General features: G+C 37.6%; 12 protein-coding genes and 2 pseudogenes. 3 read left to right on the forward strand and 11 right to left on the reverse strand.

What is annotated here, in order from left to right:
• The coding region (locus tag AN161_RS30320; protein WP_206743141.1) for a hypothetical protein at nt 1-213 on the forward strand (213 nt) is incomplete at its 5' end.
• On the opposite strand, the gene AN161_RS09090 is transcribed toward AN161_RS30320, so the two are convergent.
• Nucleotides 170-889 carry a glycerophosphodiester phosphodiesterase gene (locus AN161_RS09090; protein WP_053594043.1) on the reverse strand — a complete coding sequence of 240 codons (720 nt, stop codon included), beginning with the start codon at nt 887-889 and terminating at the stop codon, nt 170-172. The genes AN161_RS30320 and AN161_RS09090 overlap by 44 nt on opposite strands.
• 183 nt (nt 890-1,072) lie before the next feature.
• On the opposite strand from AN161_RS09090, the gene helD reads away from it, so the two are divergent.
• Nucleotides 1,073-3,310 (forward strand): RNA polymerase recycling motor HelD, encoded by a 2,238-nt coding sequence (gene helD, locus AN161_RS09095; protein WP_053594044.1) that lies wholly within the window; start codon nt 1,073-1,075, stop codon nt 3,308-3,310.
• Between the two features lie 394 nt (nt 3,311-3,704).
• Here helD and AN161_RS09100 read toward each other — a convergent pair whose 3' ends face one another.
• From AN161_RS09100 to AN161_RS30560, 10 genes and pseudogenes are all read right to left on the reverse strand, one after another.
• On the reverse strand, nt 3,705-6,539 hold the full coding sequence (locus AN161_RS09100) for an InlB B-repeat-containing protein (RefSeq protein WP_053594045.1): 2,835 nt from the start codon (nt 6,537-6,539) through the stop codon (nt 3,705-3,707).
• Between the two features lie 513 nt (nt 6,540-7,052).
• Entirely contained in the window at nt 7,053-10,007 is a 2,955-nt protein-coding gene (locus AN161_RS09105) for a hypothetical protein (RefSeq protein ID WP_143114688.1), read from the reverse strand.
• Nucleotides 10,008-10,366: 359 nt separating this feature from the next.
• Nucleotides 10,367-11,398 (reverse strand): DUF916 and DUF3324 domain-containing protein, encoded by a 1,032-nt coding sequence (locus AN161_RS09110; protein WP_053594047.1) that lies wholly within the window; start codon nt 11,396-11,398, stop codon nt 10,367-10,369.
• Nucleotides 11,399-11,476: 78 nt separating this feature from the next.
• Nucleotides 11,477-12,259: a WxL domain-containing protein gene (locus AN161_RS09115; protein WP_053594048.1), complete on the reverse strand. Its 783-nt coding sequence runs from the start codon at nt 12,257-12,259 to the stop codon at nt 11,477-11,479.
• A 23-nt stretch (nt 12,260-12,282) separates the two neighbouring features.
• The gene (locus AN161_RS09120; RefSeq protein WP_053594049.1) at nt 12,283-13,152 is read right to left on the reverse strand and encodes a WxL domain-containing protein; all 870 of its coding nucleotides are present in this window, start codon (nt 13,150-13,152) and stop codon (nt 12,283-12,285) included.
• A gap of 1,332 nt (nt 13,153-14,484) precedes the next feature.
• Nucleotides 14,485-15,351: a GNAT family N-acetyltransferase gene (locus AN161_RS09125; protein WP_053594050.1), complete on the reverse strand. Its 867-nt coding sequence runs from the start codon at nt 15,349-15,351 to the stop codon at nt 14,485-14,487.
• Nucleotides 15,352-16,109: 758 nt separating this feature from the next.
• A complete protein-coding gene (locus tag AN161_RS09130; RefSeq protein ID WP_053594083.1) occupies nt 16,110-17,942 on the reverse strand; it encodes an ABC transporter ATP-binding protein in 1,833 nt (610 codons plus the stop codon).
• Nucleotides 17,942-19,663: an ABC transporter ATP-binding protein gene (locus tag AN161_RS09135; RefSeq protein ID WP_053594051.1), complete on the reverse strand. Its 1,722-nt coding sequence runs from the start codon at nt 19,661-19,663 to the stop codon at nt 17,942-17,944. The genes AN161_RS09130 and AN161_RS09135 overlap by 1 nt, the downstream gene beginning before the upstream one ends.
• A 76-nt stretch (nt 19,664-19,739) precedes the next feature.
• Nucleotides 19,740-20,351 (reverse strand): annotated as a pseudogene (locus AN161_RS28190) (DMT family transporter); the annotation flags it as partial.
• Between the two features lie 140 nt (nt 20,352-20,491).
• Nucleotides 20,492-20,661, reverse strand: a pseudogene (locus tag AN161_RS30560) (EamA/RhaT family transporter); the annotation flags it as partial.
• Nucleotides 20,662-20,847: 186 nt separating this feature from the next.
• Between AN161_RS30560 and AN161_RS09140 the strand changes: the two are divergent.
• Nucleotides 20,848-22,869: a GGDEF domain-containing phosphodiesterase gene (locus tag AN161_RS09140; RefSeq protein ID WP_053594052.1), complete on the forward strand. Its 2,022-nt coding sequence runs from the start codon at nt 20,848-20,850 to the stop codon at nt 22,867-22,869.
• The last annotated feature ends 467 nt before the right edge of the window (nt 22,870-23,336 follow it).

The raw sequence follows: 23,336 nt of genomic DNA on the forward strand, positions 1-23,336 counted from the left end.
TTCCTATCCATCGCTTTGACGATTCTTTCCGTCGCTCTGACTTCTTTCCGTCGCCTTGCCGGTTCTATCCGTCACTTTAGCTCTTCTTTCCGTCGCTTGGGCGGTTCTATCCACCGCTTTGATGATTCTATCCGCCTCTTTGCCTTTTCAATCCATCGCTTTGACTTTTCTATCCTATCAATCCAGACGCTATCTTCCCCGGATCATCCGTAAATATTGCCTGCAAGCCGAGCTGCTGCAATTGTTTTGCGTACTCGACATCATTGACTGTATACACACGTACAATTGCTCCTTCATTAAGAGCTTCCTTAACTGATTTCCGAAACGCTGTAGGTAAGCTGACATGTATAGCATCTGCTGGAATTTGAGCCGTGTAGCCGTTAAAATCAACTAAAATTTCCGCGAAGAGCGCCGCTTTTTCAATGTATGGTGCTCTTTGTGCGATGATTTGAATGGATTCATGATTAAAAGAGGAAATAATCACTCTCTCTGTCATTTGAAATGCAGCAACTTCTCTAATGACAAGAGATTCTATCCCGTCATATGGGAATATATCAGTTTTGAGTTCAATATTAATACGATGATTTGTACCTGCAAACAGCTCTAATATGTCACCTAAAGTTGGAATGCTTTCATCTTCGAATTCAGAAGAAAACCATGAACCAAAATCAAATGCGCGAAGTTCTTGTAGCGTATAATCTTTTACGTAGCCAGAGCCGTTAGATGTGCGATCGATCGTTTCATCATGAATAACGACTAACTCCCTATCCGCTGTTAAATGAACATCTAGTTCAATCCCCGTAATCGGAAGCTTTGATGCGGCTACAAAAGCAGCGATAGTATTTTCAGGGCAATGTGCAGAAACGCCTCTATGGGCAAAAATCTCCAAATGATAACCTCCTAGTGTGTCCACCTCTAGTAAAACTTGAACAAGTCAGTTGGTGGAACGATTTTCTAAATTTCACTATATTCTCCCCAAATAAGCTTAATACAATTTCACTTGCTGGTAAATATTATATATAGTAGTATGAGAATCTACTTAAAATTGTAAGTACTTAGGAGGTGCTAAAAAATGACTGCACAACATCCAGATTTTCAGGCTGAAGTGGAACGGCTAGCTTACACCCAAAATTACATGCAGCAAATTTTAAATGAGTCGCAAAGAAATCTGCAATCTGCTCAGGAAAATATTCGTCAGTCGATGGCAGATCTTGATTATTTAGATTCAAGTTTAAGCTATTTAAATATCTTAGCAAATGCTCGATTTTTTGAAATGGCTCGAAATCAAAAGGAAGGCTTAGAAGCTGTTCAAAAAAAGCCATACTTTGCCCGAATTCATTTTCAAAAGACTGGGGATCCTGAAGAATTTCTTTATATCGGCAAAACCTCTTTGTTTCATCGAGAAACCAACGAGCCTATTATAGTCGATTGGCGTTCACCGGTAGCAAACGTCTATTATGACGGTCGTCTTGGGGATATGGAATATGATGTTCGTGGAGAAGTTCACAAGGGACACTTATTTGCCAAGCGACAATATAAAATAGAAAATGGTGAATTGCTCGATATACGGGATATTGATTTAACAACAAACGATGAATTACTGCAAGAAGCGTTAGCTGGAAAAGCAGATGTGCGTTTGACAGAGATCGTCTCCACCATCCAAAAGGAGCAAAACGAAATTATTCGAGCACATCTTCGTCAGCCAATTATCGTACAGGGTGCTGCAGGTAGTGGAAAAACAACAATTGCCTTACACCGAATATCTTACTTCCTCTACACAATGGGCGAACATTTTAACCCTGAGCAGCTCATGATTTTAGCACCGAATAAGTTATTTATTGATTATATTGGTGATGTTTTACCAGAGCTTGGTGTCGATAAAATTTGCCAAACAACTTTTTCTGATTATGTTCTAGCAGCGACAAAGCTAAAGCTGAAGCTTCAAAACCCTAATGAGCAGTTAGAATCTCTTGTTGCAGGAGGACCCCAACAGTCAACTTCCTGGATATCCGAAATGAAGGGCTCTCTTTATTACCGTGATGTAATAGAACGATACGTTCAAAAGATCGAGCAGGACATCGCCAACCAATTTGAGGATGTTTTCATTGAAAAATATTGCATTATGCGTGCCTCCCATTTAAAGAAGCTATTTTTATATGAATTTTCTTATATGCCGATTGAAAAACGACTCGCTCATATTAAAAAAGTGCTAGCAAGCCATGTCCGTCAAAAGAAACAGGCTATTTTAAATACGCTACATAAAAAATATGATGATGCACTAGGCAAGGCATTAAATGGTATTCGTGATGATGACAAACGTCGTCGCGTTGTCACTAAGTTTATCGATGAACGTGATGAACGTATTCCTGCTATTGAAAAAGAGACTAAATCAACAGCATCTGTTTATATGCGTCGCTTTTCTAAATATAACATTAAGACTCTCTATCGTACGCTTCTAACAAATGCTGAGCTTTTAGCAGAGCTTGCTCCAGAATGGCATTATCTTGAGCAACAGCAATTTATACAGGCACATGCAAAAGAGCAATGGGTGCTTGAAGATTTAGCTGCCCTTTATTATTTACAAGCTCGACTAAAGGGCATTCCTGATGAATGGAAAATGCGCGTCGTTTTTATCGATGAAGTACAGGACTATAGTTTATTTCAGCTTGCTGCTTTAAAGACCGGGCTTGAAACAGATATGTTTACGATGGTCGGTGATTTAGCGCAAGGGATTCATAGCTATCGTTCCCTTACTGCCTGGGAACCTGTCCAAAATCTATTTCCTAGAGCAAGCTTTAGAACACTTCAAAAGAGCTATCGAACAACAATTGAAATTATGGAAGTTGCGAACAAGGTTTTAGCACAAATGGATGAACAGCTTCCATTAGTTGAGCCTGTGGTTCGGCATGGTAATATGCCAACATTTATACAAGCACAATCTTTTGATGCCCAGCAAATTAGAGAAATTTTTGATGCCATTCGAGCCAATGGACATCATTCCATTGCTTTAATTTGTAAAACGACTGCAGAGGCGAAAACAATGCAACAAGCATTAAAAGACAAAAAAATTGCTTCTCAGCTTTTAACTGAAAACGAATCTATTAATCAGGATTTGTTACTCGTTGTTCCGAGTCATTTAGCTAAAGGCCTTGAATTTGATGCTGTGATCGTAGCCGCCTTCGATACACCTTTCTACGATACAAAGGTTGATCGAAAGCTACTGTATGTGGCACTCACTCGAGCCATGCATGAGCTGTATTTAATTGGTCCAACAAAAAATACATTTCTATTAGAAAATGAACAGATGTAACAAAAAAAGTCGCTATGATGGCGACTTTTTATTGAATATTTAACACCCATTTATCAATTCCGAGGCGGTAAACGGTAAAACCTCCCTCTGGATAAATACGTTTTCACAACTTTCCACCATGACCTTGGTGCTTCCCTTGGAGGAGACTTCTTTTTAGGTAGTGCCGGCATGCGCATGATAACGACTCCTTTCATAGGCTTACTAATACTATATGAAGATAGTTACAAATTTATGATAAAAAGGTTTCCCAATCATAGCTTACACAATTACACCTGGGAATCACATCTTTATTTCCCAATAATTAGTGTATACCCTATTTTCTTTACACTTATCTAAAAACAGAAAGAGAGATGTATCAAACATACGATACATCTCTCTTTCTCAAAGCCTCGTTTTATAAACCAAGTGCTCGATACATAATCGCCGTAAATTCTGCGCGTGTTAAGTTTTCATTTGGTCTAAAATGACCATTTTCATCACCTAGTGCAATGTTATGGTCTGCTAAAGCGGCAATATATTCACTCGCCCAGTGGGATGGATCGACATCCTTGAATGTACTATTGCCTTCTGGCGTTAAACCAAATGCAAGCACGATTACTTTTGCCATTTCGGCACGTGTTATAGAAGCGTTTGGTCGAAATGCTCCATTTGAACCATCCACGATACCCGCTCGTTGTAGTCGTGTAATTTGTTCATAATTTACATGGCTTTTAGGTACATCTGAAAAGGCTACAGCGTCTCGAATTGATGCTGGTTGTAATGCACGATCAATCATAAGTACTACGTGTTGTCGTTGAATCATATCATTTGGTCGGAAAGTGCCGTCTGGATAACCTATAATAATGCATCGCTCGGCAACTTCTTTAATCATATCTTGTGCCCAGTTTTGATCAACATCCTTGAAAGTAATGTCACAACCATGGCTTTCCTTCATCCATCGTGCATATAATGTTAAGTCCTCTGTAACGACATCTTTTGCAAAATCCCATGCTTTTGTGAATTCTTTATTTTTATACCAGCCGATAAACAAGTAGCCTTCCTTCTTTGGATCAGAAGGAGCTTTCACTAAAGCTTTGTATGGCACTGTTTGCGACGGAATTTCACTGCCTCCATTTGAATCAAAAGTAACCATATAGTCCTTTGTCCATTTCGCATACAACGTGATGTCTGCGGTTACTTTATCTTTCGCAAAGTCCCATGCATTGTTAAGCGCCGTTTCCTTATACCAGCCATCAAAATGATAGCCGTCTTTCACTGGAGTAGTTGGGGCTTTCACGAGGTCGTTATAGCCGACTGTTTGTGATGGCACTTCACTTCCACCATTGGAGTCAAAGGTAATTTTATAGTTTGACGAACCTCCATCAGAGCCTCCTGAGCCGCCAGATCCTCCGCCAGACGTATGATCCTTTGTCCATTTCGCATACAACGTAACATTTTGGGTCACTACGTCTTTTACAAATTCCCATGCTACTGTCAATTCTTTATCTTTATGCCACCCTCCAAATGTATAGCCTTCCTTCTTTGGAGTAATTGGGGCTTTTACTAATTCGTTATATTCCACGGTTTGCGATGAAACTTCGCTTCCTCCGTTGGCATCAAAAGTAACGATGTAGCTTGCTTTCGACCATTTGGCGTATAGCGTGATATCTTTTTTCACTACATCTTGATCGAAATTCCATGCTTCTGTTAGTCCTTTGTCTTTATACCAACCTCCAAATGTGTACCCTTCTTTTACCGGAGTGAATGGTGCTTTTATGAATTCACCAGGCTCTACTGATTGCGATGGAACTTTACTGCCTCCATTGGCATCAAACTTGACAATGAAAGTCAATGCCCACTTAGCATAAATAGTCATTGGTTTCGTTATAGAATTATTCCAATCTATCGTATAGTCTTCATCTTCAAACCACCCCAAAAAGGTTTTCCCACTCTTAGATTGGAAATCAAAAGGAGTTGGGTAAGTCCAATGGAATTCATTTGCTCCATCAAAGATTACAAAATCTAATTGATTAGAAGCAAATGCACGCTCTCCTATTGTTGTCACGCTTGGGGGTATCTCTATACTTGTTAATTGATTATGCGAAAAAGCTTGGTTTCCTATTGTTGTCACACTTGTAGGTATTTCTACATTTGTTAATTGATTGCCTGAAAATACATTCGCTTCTATCGTTGTCACACTTGAGGGTATTTCTATACTTTCTAATTGATTAGCTAAAAATGCAGACATTCCTATCGTCGTTACGCTTGAAGGTATTTTTACACTTGTTAATTGATTTTTTGTAAATGCAGATTCTCCTATCGTTGTCACGCTTGAAGGTATTTCTATACTTTTTAATTGATTATAAGAAAATACACCCGCTTCTATCGTTGTCACACTTGAGGGTATTTCTATACTTTTTAATTGATTGTTTGAAAACGCAGAGCGTCCTATCATTGCCACACTTGAGGGTATTTCCACACTTTCTAATTGATTAGTTAAAAATGCATAACTTCCTATCGTTGTCACACTTGAAGGTATTTCTACACTTTCTAATTTATTATAAGAAAATACACCTGTTTCTATTGTTTTCAAGTTTGAGGGTATTTTTATTTTTTTCAATTGATTTTTTGAAAATGCATGGCTTCCTATCGTTGTCACTTTTGGGGGTATCTCTATACTTTTTAATTGATTGTTTGAAAATGCATGACTTCCTATCGTTTCCACCCCTGAAGGTATTTTCAAACTTTCTAATTGATTATTAGAAAACACCTCGTTTCCTATCTTTGTCACACTTGACGGAATCGTTACGTTTGAGAGCTGTAAGTCAGAAAATGCTCGGTTTCTTATTTCTACAACTGGTTTACCATTGATTTCACCAGGAATATCAATATCCTTTGATATTCCTCCTTGCCATCCTATGATGGAAACACGATCACCGTAATCTTCAATGATAAAATCATCATCACTATTACTAGGTGGTGCATTAACCATCTCATCAGAATCCAAAGAAGTGTTTTCATCCTCCATATTCATCGACGGTTCATTATCTTCTTTACTATTATTGTTAGCATGATCATTCGGTTGCACTATACCTTCATCGCTATTATCCAAAGTTAATAGATCCTCTTTCGTGATGGAATAATCAATCTTGCTTTCACTATTACTTATCGCATAAACAGCTTGATAACTTATAGATAATTGAGAAAAGACTAAAAATATGATAATTAACAGTAAACTGGCTTTTTTCATTTAGCAATCACCTTTCTTTCTATTTCTCAATAAATGGGTATTCATAAAATAGATACCCTTTATTTAGAAGTTCAAACTTTATTAAACTATTAAAATCAATCTTTACCCTAGATTATTCATCAACATATACAAAATCCCACAGAGAAACTGACCTATCAGCTTTTCTGTGGGATCCTTTGTCTTTTCACTTATTTAAAATAGAAAAAACAGGTGTGTTGATTAACCATTTTTATACATTCGAAGAGGCTGATTTCCGCTACAGGCTACTCGCTTTCCCGCGGGAAGCTTTGCTCTGCGACGAAAGCGAAGTGACAGGAGCACTCGAGTAGCCCTACGCTACAATCAGTTAAAATGGAAATATACCGGCAAAACAGTGACAAAAAAATTCCTTTTATCACTCAATAATAAACCTATTTTTTCCTAATCAACACGCCTATAGAAAAAAAGATGTATCAAATAAAGATACATCTCCATAATGGTAATACTTTATAAACCTTGTGCTTAGTACTTGATTCATTGATTCGGTGGTACATCCTGAAGCATCCACGTGATCGTTCCTTCATAGGCGTCCGCCCTAGCGGTTCCAGCTGGTACTTCTAGATAAAGCCCGTCCCCATCATCACTCCATGTACTAGAAATATTAACTTTTTTGCCGTCTGTTGTTTTCCTTGTATAGATCTCTGCTGAGGTATCTTCAGTAAGATATAAATCCTCCCTACCGTAATGGTAAAATAAACCATTCAATTTAATATCTGTACCTTTCACAGTTAATGGCTCTTTAAGCTTAGCCATCACCCTCCAAGATTTTGGCGTTGGCGACGAAGATTTACGAGTATCTTTTACAGCTAAAGGCACATCGATCTCGATTGGATGATACTTTTTAGTTCTTGATGAAATCACTAGGTTTTCTCCAAAATCGATAACTTTAGGTACCGAATCGAACTTCAACACGGCAGCAATTATAGTTCTCACTTCATTTGATGTCCCTTTGAATTCATCTTTAGTACTATATGTTCCAGATACTGTTGCCTGACCTACAATCTCTTCTTCCGTTACAGCATCTTCTTTCACTGTAGCCTTATACGTAACGTATATTTCCTTAGAACGTGGCAAGTCAGCATCAGCATTCAGACTTGCTTCAATTATACTTGCAGATTCATTGTATATGGCTGTACCAACTTCATTTCCGTCTTCATCTATTACTTTAAGATCTGTTGGTTGTTCTAAATGTGGATCATATTTTTGGGTAATGTTAACTTGATCATATTTACCTGTATCATACGTAATATACCCAGTTTTTACTAAAATACTATAGCTTAACGTTTCTTCTGGTGCGACTTCCTCTGCCTCTTTACCACCTTCATCAAATACTTGTTCTGTAATGGTTAATTCTGGGCGGAGTTTTATCGTTTCGATATTAGATTCCAGATCCTGTTCGTCCGTCACATATACAGAAATCTCGTGATCTAATCCCTTTTTCCATTCATCACTCTGAATTATGAGTTCCCACGGAGCATCTGTATTTAGATTTTCATTTTTATAAACTCCGACTTTCTTAGGCTCACCACTATCTAACATATAATAAAGACTGACAGTATCACTGTCTTTATCTTTCCATGTTCCTGTAATACGATAACCATTATTTGTATATTCACCATCATTGTCTAATTGCAAGACTGGCGCAGCATCCGGCCTGTCAGTAACGGCCACCTCAAGATTCGCTTCTATAACATCGCCATACTCTTGAACTTTAGGTTCCCATCTTAATGCCCAACCTGGGTGTGTCTTAAAGTCATACATAGTATTTGCGTCAATGTCCTTTTCAGGAAAACCCGGCGAATTTAATTTATCATAATATGGACTTTGATGATAACCGAATAGAGTGAATGGTCTTGCATTCGGGTCAGTATCAATTCCTTTAAATTTAGCTGGTGGATTCGCAAAACCATCACGGAAGAAAGTAAGAGCATAACTTGTACCATCTCTCATTCCCTTCTCATAAAAGTAAAACCCTTCATCATTTCCTAACGAAAATACCCTACTTTCTTTGTGCCGCTTGCCAATATCCATATGAACCGAATAAGCAAAATTTGTAACGGGCCATGTACTGTTTAATTTCCAATATTTCATACTTACATTAATACGCCCTTTAATATCACTCACCGGCTGCATTTTAATTTTCACATATCCATCTACTATATATCCATATCTTTGTTGGTAACTAATTACAGCTGCATAAGCAATCAATTCATGTGTCTCTTCGTTTTTAAATAGTTTTAGTATTGGCATGTGTCCAGATAGAAACTGTGCTGTATCGTCCTCACTATTCCCATGAGCAATCACAAGTCCATTACCCATCCACTCTGGACTGGAAGCTATCCCATTTTCATAATAATATGTTACGATACCATTGGACTCAGTTGGGCCTATATCTAGAGCTGTCGCTATTGTAAAATTTTCTGCCTGTATATACTGTTTTCCATCCACTAAACTGGCAAGTGTTGTATCCATTTTTGGCAACGGACGGGACCAGTCATCACCAAAGTCTTTATAAGCCTCCTCATCTTCCAATGAGTTAACTGACCGCGTATTGCTAAGATTCCCGAAATACAGGTACTCAGTTCTGCCACTTTTATCTCTTACTGGAAATTCAACCCCCTTATTTGTTTTCATTTGTGTAAATCCTTCTAATTCATTAGGATCATCATCCAACTTTGAAAGATCAATCTCGCCGATTGGACCAACATCACTTACAAATGGTCCAAAAGGGGAAGATTTTGGAGAATTTTTTTTACATTTAGGTGCTGAATTTTCTTCACTATCTAATTCTTCTGGTTCCTCACCTTCAATTACTGATTCTTCTTCACTGTTAGATCCTAGCTGTTCCTCTTCTTCAGTTACTAGTTCTTCTTCAAAGTAAAACTCTTCTTCACAGTCAATACCCAAATTTTCTTCACTATACAGCTCTTCCTCTTCCTCACAGTCAATTGCTAAATTTTCTCCTTTAGATTCTAACTGTTCCTTTCCTTCAGTTGCCAGATTTTCTTCACTTTCAGACTCGGTCTGACTCTCACATGCATTAGCAAGATTTTCACCATTTTCAGTCTCTGGCTCTGGCTCACCTTCAATTGTAAGATCTTCACCACTTTCAGACTCTGGCTGTTCCTCACCTTCAGTTGTTGGCGCTTCTCCATTTTCAGTCTCTGGTTGTTCCTCACCTTCAGTTGTTGGCGCTTCTCCATTTTCAATCTCTGGCTGTTCCTCTACTTCTGTTGTTGAATCTTCGCTATTTTCAGTCTCTGGTTCCTTACATTCAGTAGCTATATTTTCCTCATCATCGGACTCTAGCTGTTCCTCACATTCAATTTCCGGCTCTGTAGGATCATCTGCAATTGTTCCTGCTACAAATACATTTAAATCGGAAAAGACTAGAAGAAGAACCAATATCGATATTCCTATTTTTCTCATTTTTCTTTTCACCAACTTTCTTACATATTAAGCAGCATCACTCCATCATTTCCCACAATCGTGCAAAAATAATAACGAAAAAATGAAACTAATCGCATACTGATCACTTTGCTTATCTTCCCATTTCTTCAAATTAACTTTTTCTTTTTAATTTTTAACAAGTGATTCACCTGAATTTTTATTGATTCACTTGTTAAAAAACCAATCGCTATAAAAAGTTTGTTGAAATCAGCGTTAACTGATACATGCCTCCATCCTACATCTCAGAAACATAAATTGGTACGTGATTTTCCCAAAACGAAAAGTTAGCAAAGTAACCGGTACAGCTACTTCCAGAACAAAGGCGTATGTTTGATCCATTAATTATTCATTTCTTCTTGTTGTTTCTTCTGCTTCTTTTTGCTATAAACTATATAGAATAGTAATCCTGCTACTAGAAGAATTAGCAATCCTACCAAATACGCTAGATAATTCGGACCTTCAATGGATACATCTGTTGCGTTAAATTGCTTTACTTCTTCCGCTTTAATGGTAAAATCCTTCTCAAACTCCCATGATTCTTTGCTAGACTTAGCTTTCATATGTAGCGTATATTCTCCCGATTTAAATTTTTCACCATCTAACGGAATCGGGTATTCAAAACTTGAATTTGGTGCCACTTGCATATCTTGTTTTTTAGATTGATAGAGTACTTCTGTTTTTCCTTTTTCCGTCACTTCCGCATCCACTTCAAAACGATTTAAATACGTAGCCGTAGGATTTTGAAGTGTAGCATTTATAACATTACGTGCATTCAATTGCCCAGCCTCAACTTCATGTAATTGTAAATCCTGCTCAACTATTTCATCCGTCTCTTGTAGCGTAATGCCTACTACATAAGCATATTTATTTTCAATACTTAAACCTTTATTGGTTTCTTCTTTTTTTGATGCCGATTCCTTCTCTTCTAACGTAATACCGCCTGCTAAAATTCCATCGAATTGCTCCTCTGGCATCGTTACATTTAAATGTAACTCTTTACTCCCATTAGCCGGAACTGTAATCTCCTTATCTGTTTTTATTAAATCACCTAGCTCATACAATAATGAAGAATCACGTTCAGCTTTTGTGGGACCATACTCTACAACACCATTGAGATTTGTTGTAGCTGAATGAATTTTAGGCTCAATCACGACATCTTCTGGTGTATCGTTTCTTAAACGGATCGTTAATGTTTGCTTTTGATTGGGTTCCATTTTCAAATTAAAATAAGTTTTTTCTTTATCAATTTGATTTTCCGGAATAACAGTATGTACACCAAAATTAAATTCAGATGCAGAAGCGAATGGTGCAAACCATACTAGGCCTACCATTACTATTCCAACTAAAGTCAACAGCATATTTTTTCTCATAATTTCAACCTTCCTCATTACTTAATTGCTTAGATGAGACACTGTAGAAAACTACAGTGTCTCATCACTAATCTTTACTTATTCATCACCTTCATTACCAACTGGTACGTCTGATAATGTCCATTTTAATTTTGTAGAATAGTTGGCAGCATATTTTGTTGTTTTACCAGGTACAGTCAGTGTGATACTTTCTGCAGCTTTGCTGTTATCACCATATACATGAAGGTAAGTACCTGCACCTTTTCCATCACCAGCAACCATTATATTTTGAGCTACGCCAGTTCCATCTTCGGCAATTTGCAAAGTAAATTTTTCGGGTCCAATTGGGTGAAGTGCTCCTTCTTCAACAGTTGTTACTACATGACCATTGTCAAAACTAATTGCAGCTCCTTTTAACTCTTGACCAGCTTCGGTCTTAAATTGACCCATTTGCGTTAGCGTTAATGTCCAACCTTTATGTGTTCCACGGTTATCTGTCACTTGGACATAGTTTGGACCATCTTCAGGGTTGCGATTGTTAAACTTTTGTGGTTTTACAGTGTAAGTTTTTTCTACAGATGTAATATCTTGCTCACCAAAGATCAAACTAGATGCAAAGTCAATACTTAATGGACCCTTTGTTCCTGGATCTGGCTTTTCACCTGGTTTTGTTGGATCTACCGGATCTACTTCTTTCCCTGGATCTGTTGGATCAACTGGTTTTTCTGGATCTGTTGTCCCATCTTCATTAGCTTTGAATTTAATAACTGCATTAGAATCATAAAATTTAGGTTCTGCTGCAAAGGCAGATGTGCTTCCTGCGAGTACGCAGCCTGTTACCATAGCTGTAATACCTAACATTTTCAAATCGATTTTCTTCATACGTTTTACCGCCTTTACTATTTTTAGTTACTCGGAATATCTGATAACTTCCAAGTTAATTTTGTACTGTATGTAACAGTATCTGTTTGCGTTTCTCCCGGAATAGTAAAGGAGATCGCTTTTATTTTTTGAATTTTCTGACCTAAATCACCAGTCATCTCCTCAACTGCTCCCCAACTTTCCACCCAAAGTCCAGCCCCCGCTAGCGGCTTCGCGGCCATTACAAGCGACTCCGCTCCATTCGGATCTAACGTAATTACCTCAGCATATATTGGTGGTGACGCGTCTGATTTACCTTTAACAATTGGGTCAACAAATTGGATTTGCGAACCTGTTAATTCCTTATGCTGTGCGCTGGCATTAGAAAATTGCCCCTCTTGTTTAATCGTCAACGTCCACCCCGAATTTGTTCCACGATAATCTGAAATTTGAACATAGTTCGGAACATATTTACTTCCCTCACTAGTATGTAGTTCCTGTGCATTGGCATAGTACGTCACACCTTTCTTCGTATTAGCAATTTCACTAATACCAAAATCAAGGTTTGACACATAGTCCAAGCTTAAGGGACTGCCGCCAGTTCCAATATTCGGACCTTGCGAATTTATCGAATCTACTGGTTTTACTAGATTCCCTGGATCTGGATCAGTTGAATTCACTGGATTCCTTGGATCTGGATCAATTGGATTCACTGGATTCCTTGGATCTGGATCAATTGGGTTCACTGGATTCCTTGGATCTGGATCAATTGGATTCACTGGATTTATTGGGTCTGGATCAGTTGGATCTACCGGACCTTGTGGATCTGTATTCGGAATAAATTCCACTGCTCCCTTCGATTCAAAAACATCACCTTTGCCATTTGCTAAAGTAAATAGTGGCGAAATGGCCATCCCACTTAGTACCGTGGCAATTGCTGCAACTTGTATTGTTTTTTTCTTCGTAGGTAAATTCTCCTTTCATTATTATTTTTTATATTTACGTATCAACTAAAGTGCTGATACGGTAAATAACACACCTAAAATTATTATCTTTAAATATGATGCTTCTTCCGTTGCGGATTTTTTTCTAAGTCCTCAGACTCTGGTACCTCTTCCGAGTCAGGGTCAATATACTTTCCAAAAATATATTCCCTATTTTATTTATTTTTTCAATATTATCCCAATTTTTAAGCAAAAAAGGACCTCTCTTTCATCGGTTGATTTTCACCATTCCATTGTTTGTATTTTTTATATTTACGTATCAGATCAAATACTGATACGGTAATAACCTAAGATTATTATCCCTAAATAAGATACATCTCCCGTTTGTGGATTTTTTCTAAGTCCTTAAACTCTGGTATCCCTTCTGAATTAGGCTCAACATACTTCCAAATAATTTTTTCCTCTTACTTTGATAAACTTGCGATTTAGCATTAGATGAACAAGAAATACTTAGAAACATCAATCCTATTACCACAAATACAAGATTGTTTACTTTTTACACTTAACCTATACCTCATATTGAACGCCTTTAAACATATTTTTACTCTTTTAAGTCTTTTTTTTACTGTTCATCTCTTGCAATGACCGATTATATAGCATTTTACAAAAGAATAAAAATCAACTTTTGTTGCTTTTCTAGAATAATTTGATAAAAGTGAATTTGAAATCAATGAGTTTAAAATTTGCACTCGATTTGATTGATTTTCAACGAGTATTGTTGAAAACTATTAGCACTATTTAGATTCTGTGTAATGACATGACCCCCAGAGTTAGTAATGGTACCACTTCTATATTACTTGCAACAGTCGGATCACCAAGAACCATTTTTCAACTCTTTTTATAAAATTATTCCATAAAAAATACATCCTTTTATCGGACATCCTTTTATCTTAATGATTATGATTATTAAGAATAAAACCTTCTGGAAAAAGATGCAAATCAATCTTTGCTTGCTTTTGAGCATATTTTGATAACTGCTTCTTTGGATCATTATGATAATTATTTTCAACTTTATTTTTTGAGATCGGTGCGAGTGATGTTCCCTTGGAATTACCTCTGAAAGAAAGGACTTACCCATCCTTTTATGTAGTTCGTCTATCTTAAACCGGAAATTTCCCACCTGCTTATCACAGGTCACCCTTGCACATTACTAGCTCTTTTACTGTTTTCATGGTTTGGACTTCATCGTGGACACAAAAAAAGTGAGGAGCGATGCACAACACATCACTCCTCACCCTGTTTTTAGTTTTTCACGAAGTAGTCTATTTGCTGAGCCTTCATAAAGCCGGCCTTCTCATAAACAGAAAGCGCCTTACTATTTTCGATTTCTACATCAAGCATGACATATTTCGCACCATTTTTACTTGCAAAATCCTTTGAAAATGTCAGTAAAGCTGTACCGATACCTTGTCCTTCACAAGTCGGAAGAACAGCAAGTGCCGTCACCCATTGAACTTCATTTTCTTCAACTGTCGTTACAGTACCGACTACTTCACCGTCTTTACGTGCTATCCAAAGCTTTCGTCCATTCGCTGACGTGTTAAAGGCAATTAGCTCCTTGGATTCTTCTGGTAAATCTCCAAATGCCTCACTATAAATAGTCATTAACTCTGCCTGCTCCCCAGCATATGGAGAAATCTCAATTTCATTTCGTAATTCGACTTGCTCCGCTCTTGTTTCTAGCGTCGCCTCTGAGAAGCTATATGTATAGCCTCTTTTTTCAATAAATGTATGTCCAAAAGGTGATCCATCAATGACTACTGCCAATTGACCTTCTGCACCTCGTTCGTCTAGTCCCACTTGTAGCCCCCCGACTAAAGCGGTTCCAATTCCCTTTTGACGATATAACGGTGTAACTACTAGCGACCATTCATATGTATGCAACCCCATTAAATCAATTGCACTTGCTGCACCGACTAATACATCCTTGTCATCGTCATACGCAAGCACCATAAAACCTTTTGAGTCAAAGGAGCTTGCCATTGGTATATTCATAATCGTTTCATATACACGGTAATCGTTTAAAGTTGCTTCTTCACATAATAATTTTAATTCATTTAAGGTTTCCCCATCTAACGGGAAGGACACTGTAATCACTGAAATCTCCATTGTTTACTCCGTTCTTGTACCAGACTATTGCCCTATTGTAGCAAGAAAGAAAATAAGCTGGCAACAAAATATAATTGTAACTTCTAATAATCAGCAAATCACTTGAGTAAGAGATAACATAAATGGATTTTTACTACCCTCGATCTCTAAAATGACTAAAACTAACTAGAAGCTATAGATACATATAATTAGATTTACACCTTAATTTATCGTCAATAGATTACTTTATTTCATAATCAATTATACCATTTATACTAATAAATTACATTTATAATTTTGGAAGCATATTTGAAAGTGTCATTTTATATAGTTAACACAAACTCCGGGTCTTGGCTGACCAGTCACCTATTTCCTGTCCCATATAACAAAGGGACTGCTCCATAATCATTGAGCAAAGACTAAAAGAATAACAACGATAATGAAATTGCTTTTTTCACACAGTAATCTTCTTTTAAAATCAACAAAAAACAAGGGTATCCTTTAAATAAATATCCTTGTTTTTTAGCCGTCATTAATACGATAGCATGAATTTTAATACTATCAAAATCAACTTTTGCCAATGTTCGAGTATTTATTGAGAATCACCTTTAATTAAAATCGATACCAACTATCTTGGCACATCACCAAAAGTTAGAGATGCCATTTGATCAATAGCAGCTCGTCTCTCGCCTGCAGGAAAGCGAGTAACCCGTAGCGAAAATCAACCCTACGTTATGGTTATAAGCCTCTTTGGTGGTAAAATCCCTACATTTCTACAATTACTCATCAAGATGATGGGATGAAGATTGTAACATCTGCGCATAAATGCCACCAGATTCAATTAACTTTTGTTGAGGTCCCGCTTCGACTAACTCACCCTTGTGCATAACAAGCACAATATCGGCATTGTGCACTGTATTTAAGCGGTGAGCAATCACAAAGCTTGTGCGTCCCTGCATTAACATGTCAAGAGCCTCTTGAATCGCAAGCTCCGTAACAGTATCAATGCTGCTTGTCGCCTCATCCAACAACAAAATTTTCGGGTCGGCAATCAATGCTCGTGCAATTGACAGCAACTGCTTTTGACCTTGTGAAATTTCACTACCATCTGCCGCGAGTACTGTGTCATAGCCATCCTTTAGCTTCATGATAAAGTCATGTGCATTTGCACGCTTTGCCGCTTCTTCTATCTCTTCATCACTAGCATCTAATCGACCATAACGGATATTTTCTCGTACAGACGCTTCAAATAAAAACGGATCCTGTAACACAAAGGCCATTTGTGAACGCAATGCTTGTCGTTCTATTTGCTGAACGTTCACACCATCAAATAAAACCTCACCCTTTGATACCTCATAAAATCTTGCAATAAGCTGTAAGATGGTTGTTTTTCCTGCTCCAGTTGCTCCAACAAGAGCTACCGTTTGTCCAGGCTCTACTTTAAAATTAACGTCCTTTAAAGTATATGCTTCCTCTTCTTGCTCATATTTAAAGTACACATGTTGAAAGCTCACCTGTCCTAATAGTTTATGCTTGTGCGCTGAAGTTGCTTCCTTTTCTGGTTGTTCATCCAGTAATGCAAATACGCGTTCAGCACCAGCAATCGCTGACAGCACCGTATTAAATTGATTGGCCAAATCATTTAATGGTCGTGTAAATTGTCTTGCGTATTCTGTAAAAATAACAATTACTCCGATTGACACATGACCATAAAGAGCAAGTATACCGCCAATACCAGCCACAATTGTAAAGCTCATATTGTTTAAAAAGTTCATGACCTTTGGAATATATCCAGAGTATGTCTGTGCCCAGAAGCCAGTTCTTTTTAATCGTACACTTTTTTCGCGAAACTCCTCTTTCATTCGTTCCTCTTGTGAGAAAGCCTTCACAATTCGCTGGCCCGAAATTGTTTCTTCAATCATGCCATTAAGAGCTCCTATGGCCGCTTGCTGCTCTTTAAATAATGGTGCTGTTCTCCGTGTGATCCAACGCATTGCCCAAAACATGATTGGTATAATCGTCATCGTTAATACCGTTAGTAAAGGACTTAAACTTAGCATGATGATCACTGTTCCCGTAAGCGTTAATACACTAGAAAACACTTGAATAAAGGAGCTATTTAATGTTGAGCTCACTGCTTCAATATCATTCGTCATCCGACTCATTAATTCTCCATGCTGACGACGATCAAAAAAGGCTATCGGCAGTCTTTGGAAATAGGCAAATACACTCGTTCGTAATCTATAAATGGTTTGCTGAGCAATACCGATCATCCAATAGTTTTGTAAAAATAATGATATGGCTAATAGAGCATAAATGCCGATTAACAGCATAATTCCCTTACCTAGTCCTGTAAGCTCTCCATGCATCACGTACATATCAATCATTTTACCGATTAAATATGGCCCAAGAAGAGCCAAAATTGAGCTCACCAGGACAAGTAACAGTACAATAATTAAAAGTGCACGTTGTTCATCAACAATTTTCCATAAACGTAACAGTGTACTTTTCCAATCTGTCGCACGAGGACCCTTCTTTTTCTTAACAGTCTGCTTCACATCCTCTTTCGTCAAAATCGGCTCATAACCAAAAGGTTTTTGGAAAAACCCCATCATTCCTCCACCTCCTGTTGGGAGATTGCGATTTTTTTATAGAGCATTGAAGTTTGCAAAAGCTCTTCATGTGTCCCATATGCGACCACTTTTCCGGCATCAATGAGTAAGATTCGATCTGCACCTTTAGCTGTCCGAATTTTTTGAGTGACCACTAGCATGGTTGCTTGTTCTTCACTCAATGCCTCCCATAATGCTTGCTCCGTTTTCACATCAAGCGCACTTGTACTATCATCGAGCATTAATAGATGCCCTTTTCTTAATAACGCTCTTGCAATCGATAATCTTTGTTTTTGACCACCAGAAAGATTGACACCCTTCTGGCCGACTCTAGTCTCGTAACCGTTCGGAAAATCCTCCACAGAAGCATGGATTTGCGCTTGCATTGTAGACTGTAGCACTGCATCCATTTCAGCCTCTGTATCACCCCAACGTACATTATCAGCAATGCTTCCTGTAAATAATAAGGATTGTTGCGGGACATAGCCAATAACTTCACGCAATTCTTGTAAATCCCACTGTTGCGCGTCTTTCCCTTCTACTACTATTTTGCCTTCCGTGACATCATAGAAACGAGGAATAAGCTGTAACAACGTAGATTTCCCTGCACCCGTTGCCCCCATAATGGCTAGCTTTTCACCAGATTTCACTTGAAAGCTTACATCGGATAGTACAGGTGAGTCTCCCCCAGGATAAGTAAAGCTCACATGATCAAAAGCTAATTCTCCAAAGTTCTTGCCATTCGATGTTTTCTCTGAAGACGACATAAGCTCAGTCTCGTTTTCAATAGAAAGTACTTCTGCCATACGCTCTGCTGAAGCCTTTGCACGGGCATAAAAAATAATAATAAAGGCAAACATCGAAAACGAGCCTGTCATACGCATTGCATAATTGACAATTGCAACAATATCTCCAAGTGGTGTTGCACCTGAAGCTATTTGCTTCGTCCCAAACCATAGTACTGCGAGTAAACTCATATTCATGATGAATAACAGTACAGGCATAATATACTCCATTATGCGTAGAGCCTTTACAGTATCTATTTTTAAGCGTGAGGCCACTTCATCAAAACGAGATGCTTCATAAGCTCCACGTAAATAAGCCTTTACTAATCGGATTGCCTGTAAATTTTCTTGTAGCACACGATTCAAACGATCTACTCTCTTTTGCACACGTCCAAAATAAGACACACCTTTTGCCACCATAAAAATAAGAAAAATGAAAATAATCGGTGCGCCAATAACTAAAAACAACGCTAGCTTTGCATTCACAACAAAGGCCATGACAATGCTACCAATAACAGCAAGTGGTGCACGAAGCATAATACGCAAACTCATAAACAGCACCGTCTGTACTTGTGTCACATCATTCGTTAACCTTGTAATCAGGGAAGCCGTTGAGAACTTTTGATAAGTAGCTAATGTAAAGGATTGTATTTTTTCAAACAATGCATTTCGTAAATCATAGGAAAAGCTCTGTGCTGTATGCGATGAAAAATATGAATTAACGACACCAGCTATAAAGGCAACGAAGGATAATGCTAGTAAGACAGCACCCCATTGCAAAATCATCCCTTGGTTTTGAGCTCGCACTCCATCATCTATAATTTTAGCCATTATAAGTGGCTGAGCAAGCTCAACAAACAATTCCAACAGCATTAAACATAACGCAATAAATGCAGTCCATTTATAAGGCTTTACATAGGAAAAAATTTCTTTCACACTCTTCCCCCTTGTCCTAATAAAGAAATTCCATAAAATTCAAACATAGTATAGAACTCCTGTACAGATAGTATTTTTATGCTTTTTCTCCAACTATCGAAAGCCATGTTACACAAACAAGCATGACGAACACACCAACTAATTGCCAAAACTCTAACGATGTACCAAGCACGATAACCGAAATACCCATCGCTGTTAATGGTTCAATACTGGAAAGGATACTAGTCTCAACTGCTGTAAGGTATTTCACGCTAGATGTAAATCCTCCTATAAGCATTCCCCGCCTACAACAAGTAGTACACTCCATTCTTTCATCAAACGTACAGGATACAATATGTAGAAAGCAAACGTGAGACCAACAGCTACTCCCCACAATAAGGCTTTGTTACTAACTAATAAAGCGTCAAATGAATCATTCTTTAGTACGGGGGAAAAACCTGTAAGTGTACCAATAATCCCTAATACTTGATATTTTGGTGGCCATTTCTTTAAACTAAGAGAGACAAAAGCAACAACAAATTATCGGTGCTAAAAACTGTAATAAAGTAGCAAATACAGCATTACTTTCGTTGATCGCCGCCACGAAAGCAAATTGTACGCCCAACATCCCTGCTATTCCGAATATAATAAGCTGTCTACTCCATAGTTTTTGCTACCAAATGTCGAAAATATCTTTTCCAGTTAACAATCAATTTCGCCTTGGCGTAATTGCGTCCGGAGGCTTTAGGCCAACGTGATGTTGGTCACTCAGTCGTTGCCACAGGACGTGGCGTTCTTAGACTGAGTTCCTATATTTCAGTGGGTGTTAGGACATCCACTGAATGAAGATAAATATGTAAGTAATATAATACCTGCAATCGATAAACGAATTGTTAACATAAAGGAAACTGTCAATGGCGTATGATTGAGTAACCACTCCATTAAAGGTCCAGTTGCCCAATTGCTCCCCATAACATCGCACCAAAGACGATAAATATTATTTCTTTTAACCGTTCCATATAATTCCTGTTTCCTATATACGTACTAAAAAATGTTATTTTTCTTCAAATCTTTTCTTGCATTTCACTAGAAAAGTCCTAATTTTTCTCATCATCAAATATTTACAAATATATTCATAATGACTAATTCCCGATAATTAACTATAATAATAGTATATATAGATTACCCAAGGAGATCGAATAATCATGAGTCATATGCATAAATCATTTACGATTGATGAACATTATTTAAATTCACTTCCTTTTCCTACAATTGTCATGAATCAAGATGGACAAGCTATAATTTTGGGAAAACTTGCTGAACAACTATTTGGTTTTTCAACTATTGATATTCAAGGACATACTGCTTCATTCATTCAAGAAAATCTACTACGACATCTTTCATTAGAAACGTTTCAAACAATTTTACAAAATGATGAAAGCACGTATATAGATCAAATTCAAATGAACACATATACAAATGAAGAAATTACGACAGCACTACTAGCTAAACCATTTACTGAACAAGGAGAGCGTTTCATTCTTATGATGTTTATGCTACCAGAATTAATGATTAATTCTGTTTCAAATAGCAGCACTCTCGTAGATTTAAAACAAGGATTAGACTCGACATTTATGACAGTAACACTTGATCATGATGGATTTATTTTAGAATGTAATGCTGAATTTCTAAAAACGAGTCAATGGACACCAAAACGCGTTATCGGTAAAACGTTTTGGCAGCTGTTCCCTGACAATGAAGTAAGTGAAAAAATCACAAATACTATCTGGCGTAATTTAAACAGTGGCCATACGTGGCAAGGCGAAGTTGAAAAGATTACAAAAACAGGCCAGTCTTATTGGGTACTTCTAACAGCTATCCCTACATTCAATCTTGAAACAAATGAGCAACAATTTATTTTAATCGAAAAAGATATCACGAAGTCAAAGACAATACAACATCAGCTTGAAAAAATCGCTTATATCGATACAGAAACAGGTCTCATGAATGCACATCGTCTTGAAAAAGTGATTTCCAGCATGATTGAGGAAGAAAGACACTTTTCTTTCGTCTACTTAAGTATAGATAAATTTTATACATTAAAAGAGTTACATGATCAGCAAATCGATCAAGGCCTTATAGTGGAATTCACAAATCGTATAAAAATGTATTTCCAAGATAGCACAATGGCACGTATTAACGAAAATGATTTTGTCGTGATTACACCTTTAAGTGAATGGTTTATCCAAGGCTTCTTGTCTTACTTACAACAGCATCCAATTTATAACAGTAGTGTTGCTGTCCCTATTTCTATTAGTGGTGGAATTACACGATACCCTGAGGATCAAACTACATTCTCCCAACTAATGAAGGCATCAATTGCTACTATTACAACTGTTCGTGAAGCAGGTGGCGATAAAATCGTCTCCCTATCAAAAGCAACACATAAGGCATTAAATCGAAAAGCTTTAATTGAAAAACGTTTACTTCAAGCTCTTGACCAAAAAAATCTAAAAGTCCTCTATCAGCCGCAGATTGATGTTTATTCACGTAAAATCACAGCTGTAGAAGCATTAGTTCGTTGGGAAGATGAAGTAATAGGCGTTGTCTCACCAGATGAGCTCATTCCAATTGCTGAGGAAACGGGTCTTATTAATAATATTGGTTCCTTTATGTTAGAAAAGGCTTGTGAACAGGTACTAACCTGGAAAAAAGCTGGTCTTGATTTAAAAGTATCCATTAACTCATCTGTACGCGAATTCCGTGATAAAAACATGGCACAGTCCATTCTTGAAACGTTAGCGAAAACTGGCTGTCCTGCAAGTCTTATTCAAATCGAAATTACAGAGAAATTTGCCCTAGAAGCAGAGGCTGCTACCTTCATTACCAAGCAAATGCGTAAACTTGAAAATGAAGGCATCTCCTTTATACTAGATGATTTCGGTACCGGGTATGGCTCATTTAGATATATGCAAATTTTACCAATAGATACATTAAAAATCGATAAAACATTTACAAGTTCTTTATTAAAATCTGAGAAGACCCAAAAGCTCATGAACGGCATGGTGCAACTCGGAAAATCTATGGAACTTAAAGTTGTCGCAGAAGGTGTCGAAACGGCTGAACAAGCAGATCTTTTGATTTCTTATGGCTGTGATGCGATTCAAGGTTACTATATTAGTAAACCAATTCCTGCTGAAGAAATTGAAGTATTACTTGTTAAATAGTTAGATAGTTTAAAAGAAAGAGGTTACGTTTAAGAACGTAGCCTCCTTTTTCATATTTATTCTATCTTTTGCTTTGAGGCGTTTTATCCACGACTTTGACTGTTCTATCCGTCGCTTTCGCTTTTATATCAGTCGCTTTGCTTTCTATCCGTCACTCTGCTTTCTATCCATCACTTTGATCTTTCCATCCGTCGCTTTCGCTGTTCTATCCGTCACTTTGACTGTTCTATCCGTCGCTTTCGCTGTTCTATCCGTCACTTTGATCATTCTATCAGTCGCTCTGCTTTCTATCCATCGCTTTGACTGTTCTATCCGTCGCTTTCGCTTTTCTATCCGCCACTTTGACTGTTCTATCCGTCGCCCTGCTTACTATCCGTCACTTTGACTGTTCTATCCGTCGCCCTGCTTTCTATCCGTCACTTTGACTGTTCTATCCGTCGCCCTGCTTTCTATCCGTCACTTTGACT

This window comes from Lysinibacillus sp. FJAT-14222 (genome assembly GCF_001278875.1).
Classification (GTDB): Bacteria; Bacillota; Bacilli; order Bacillales_A; family Planococcaceae; genus Lysinibacillus; species Lysinibacillus agricola.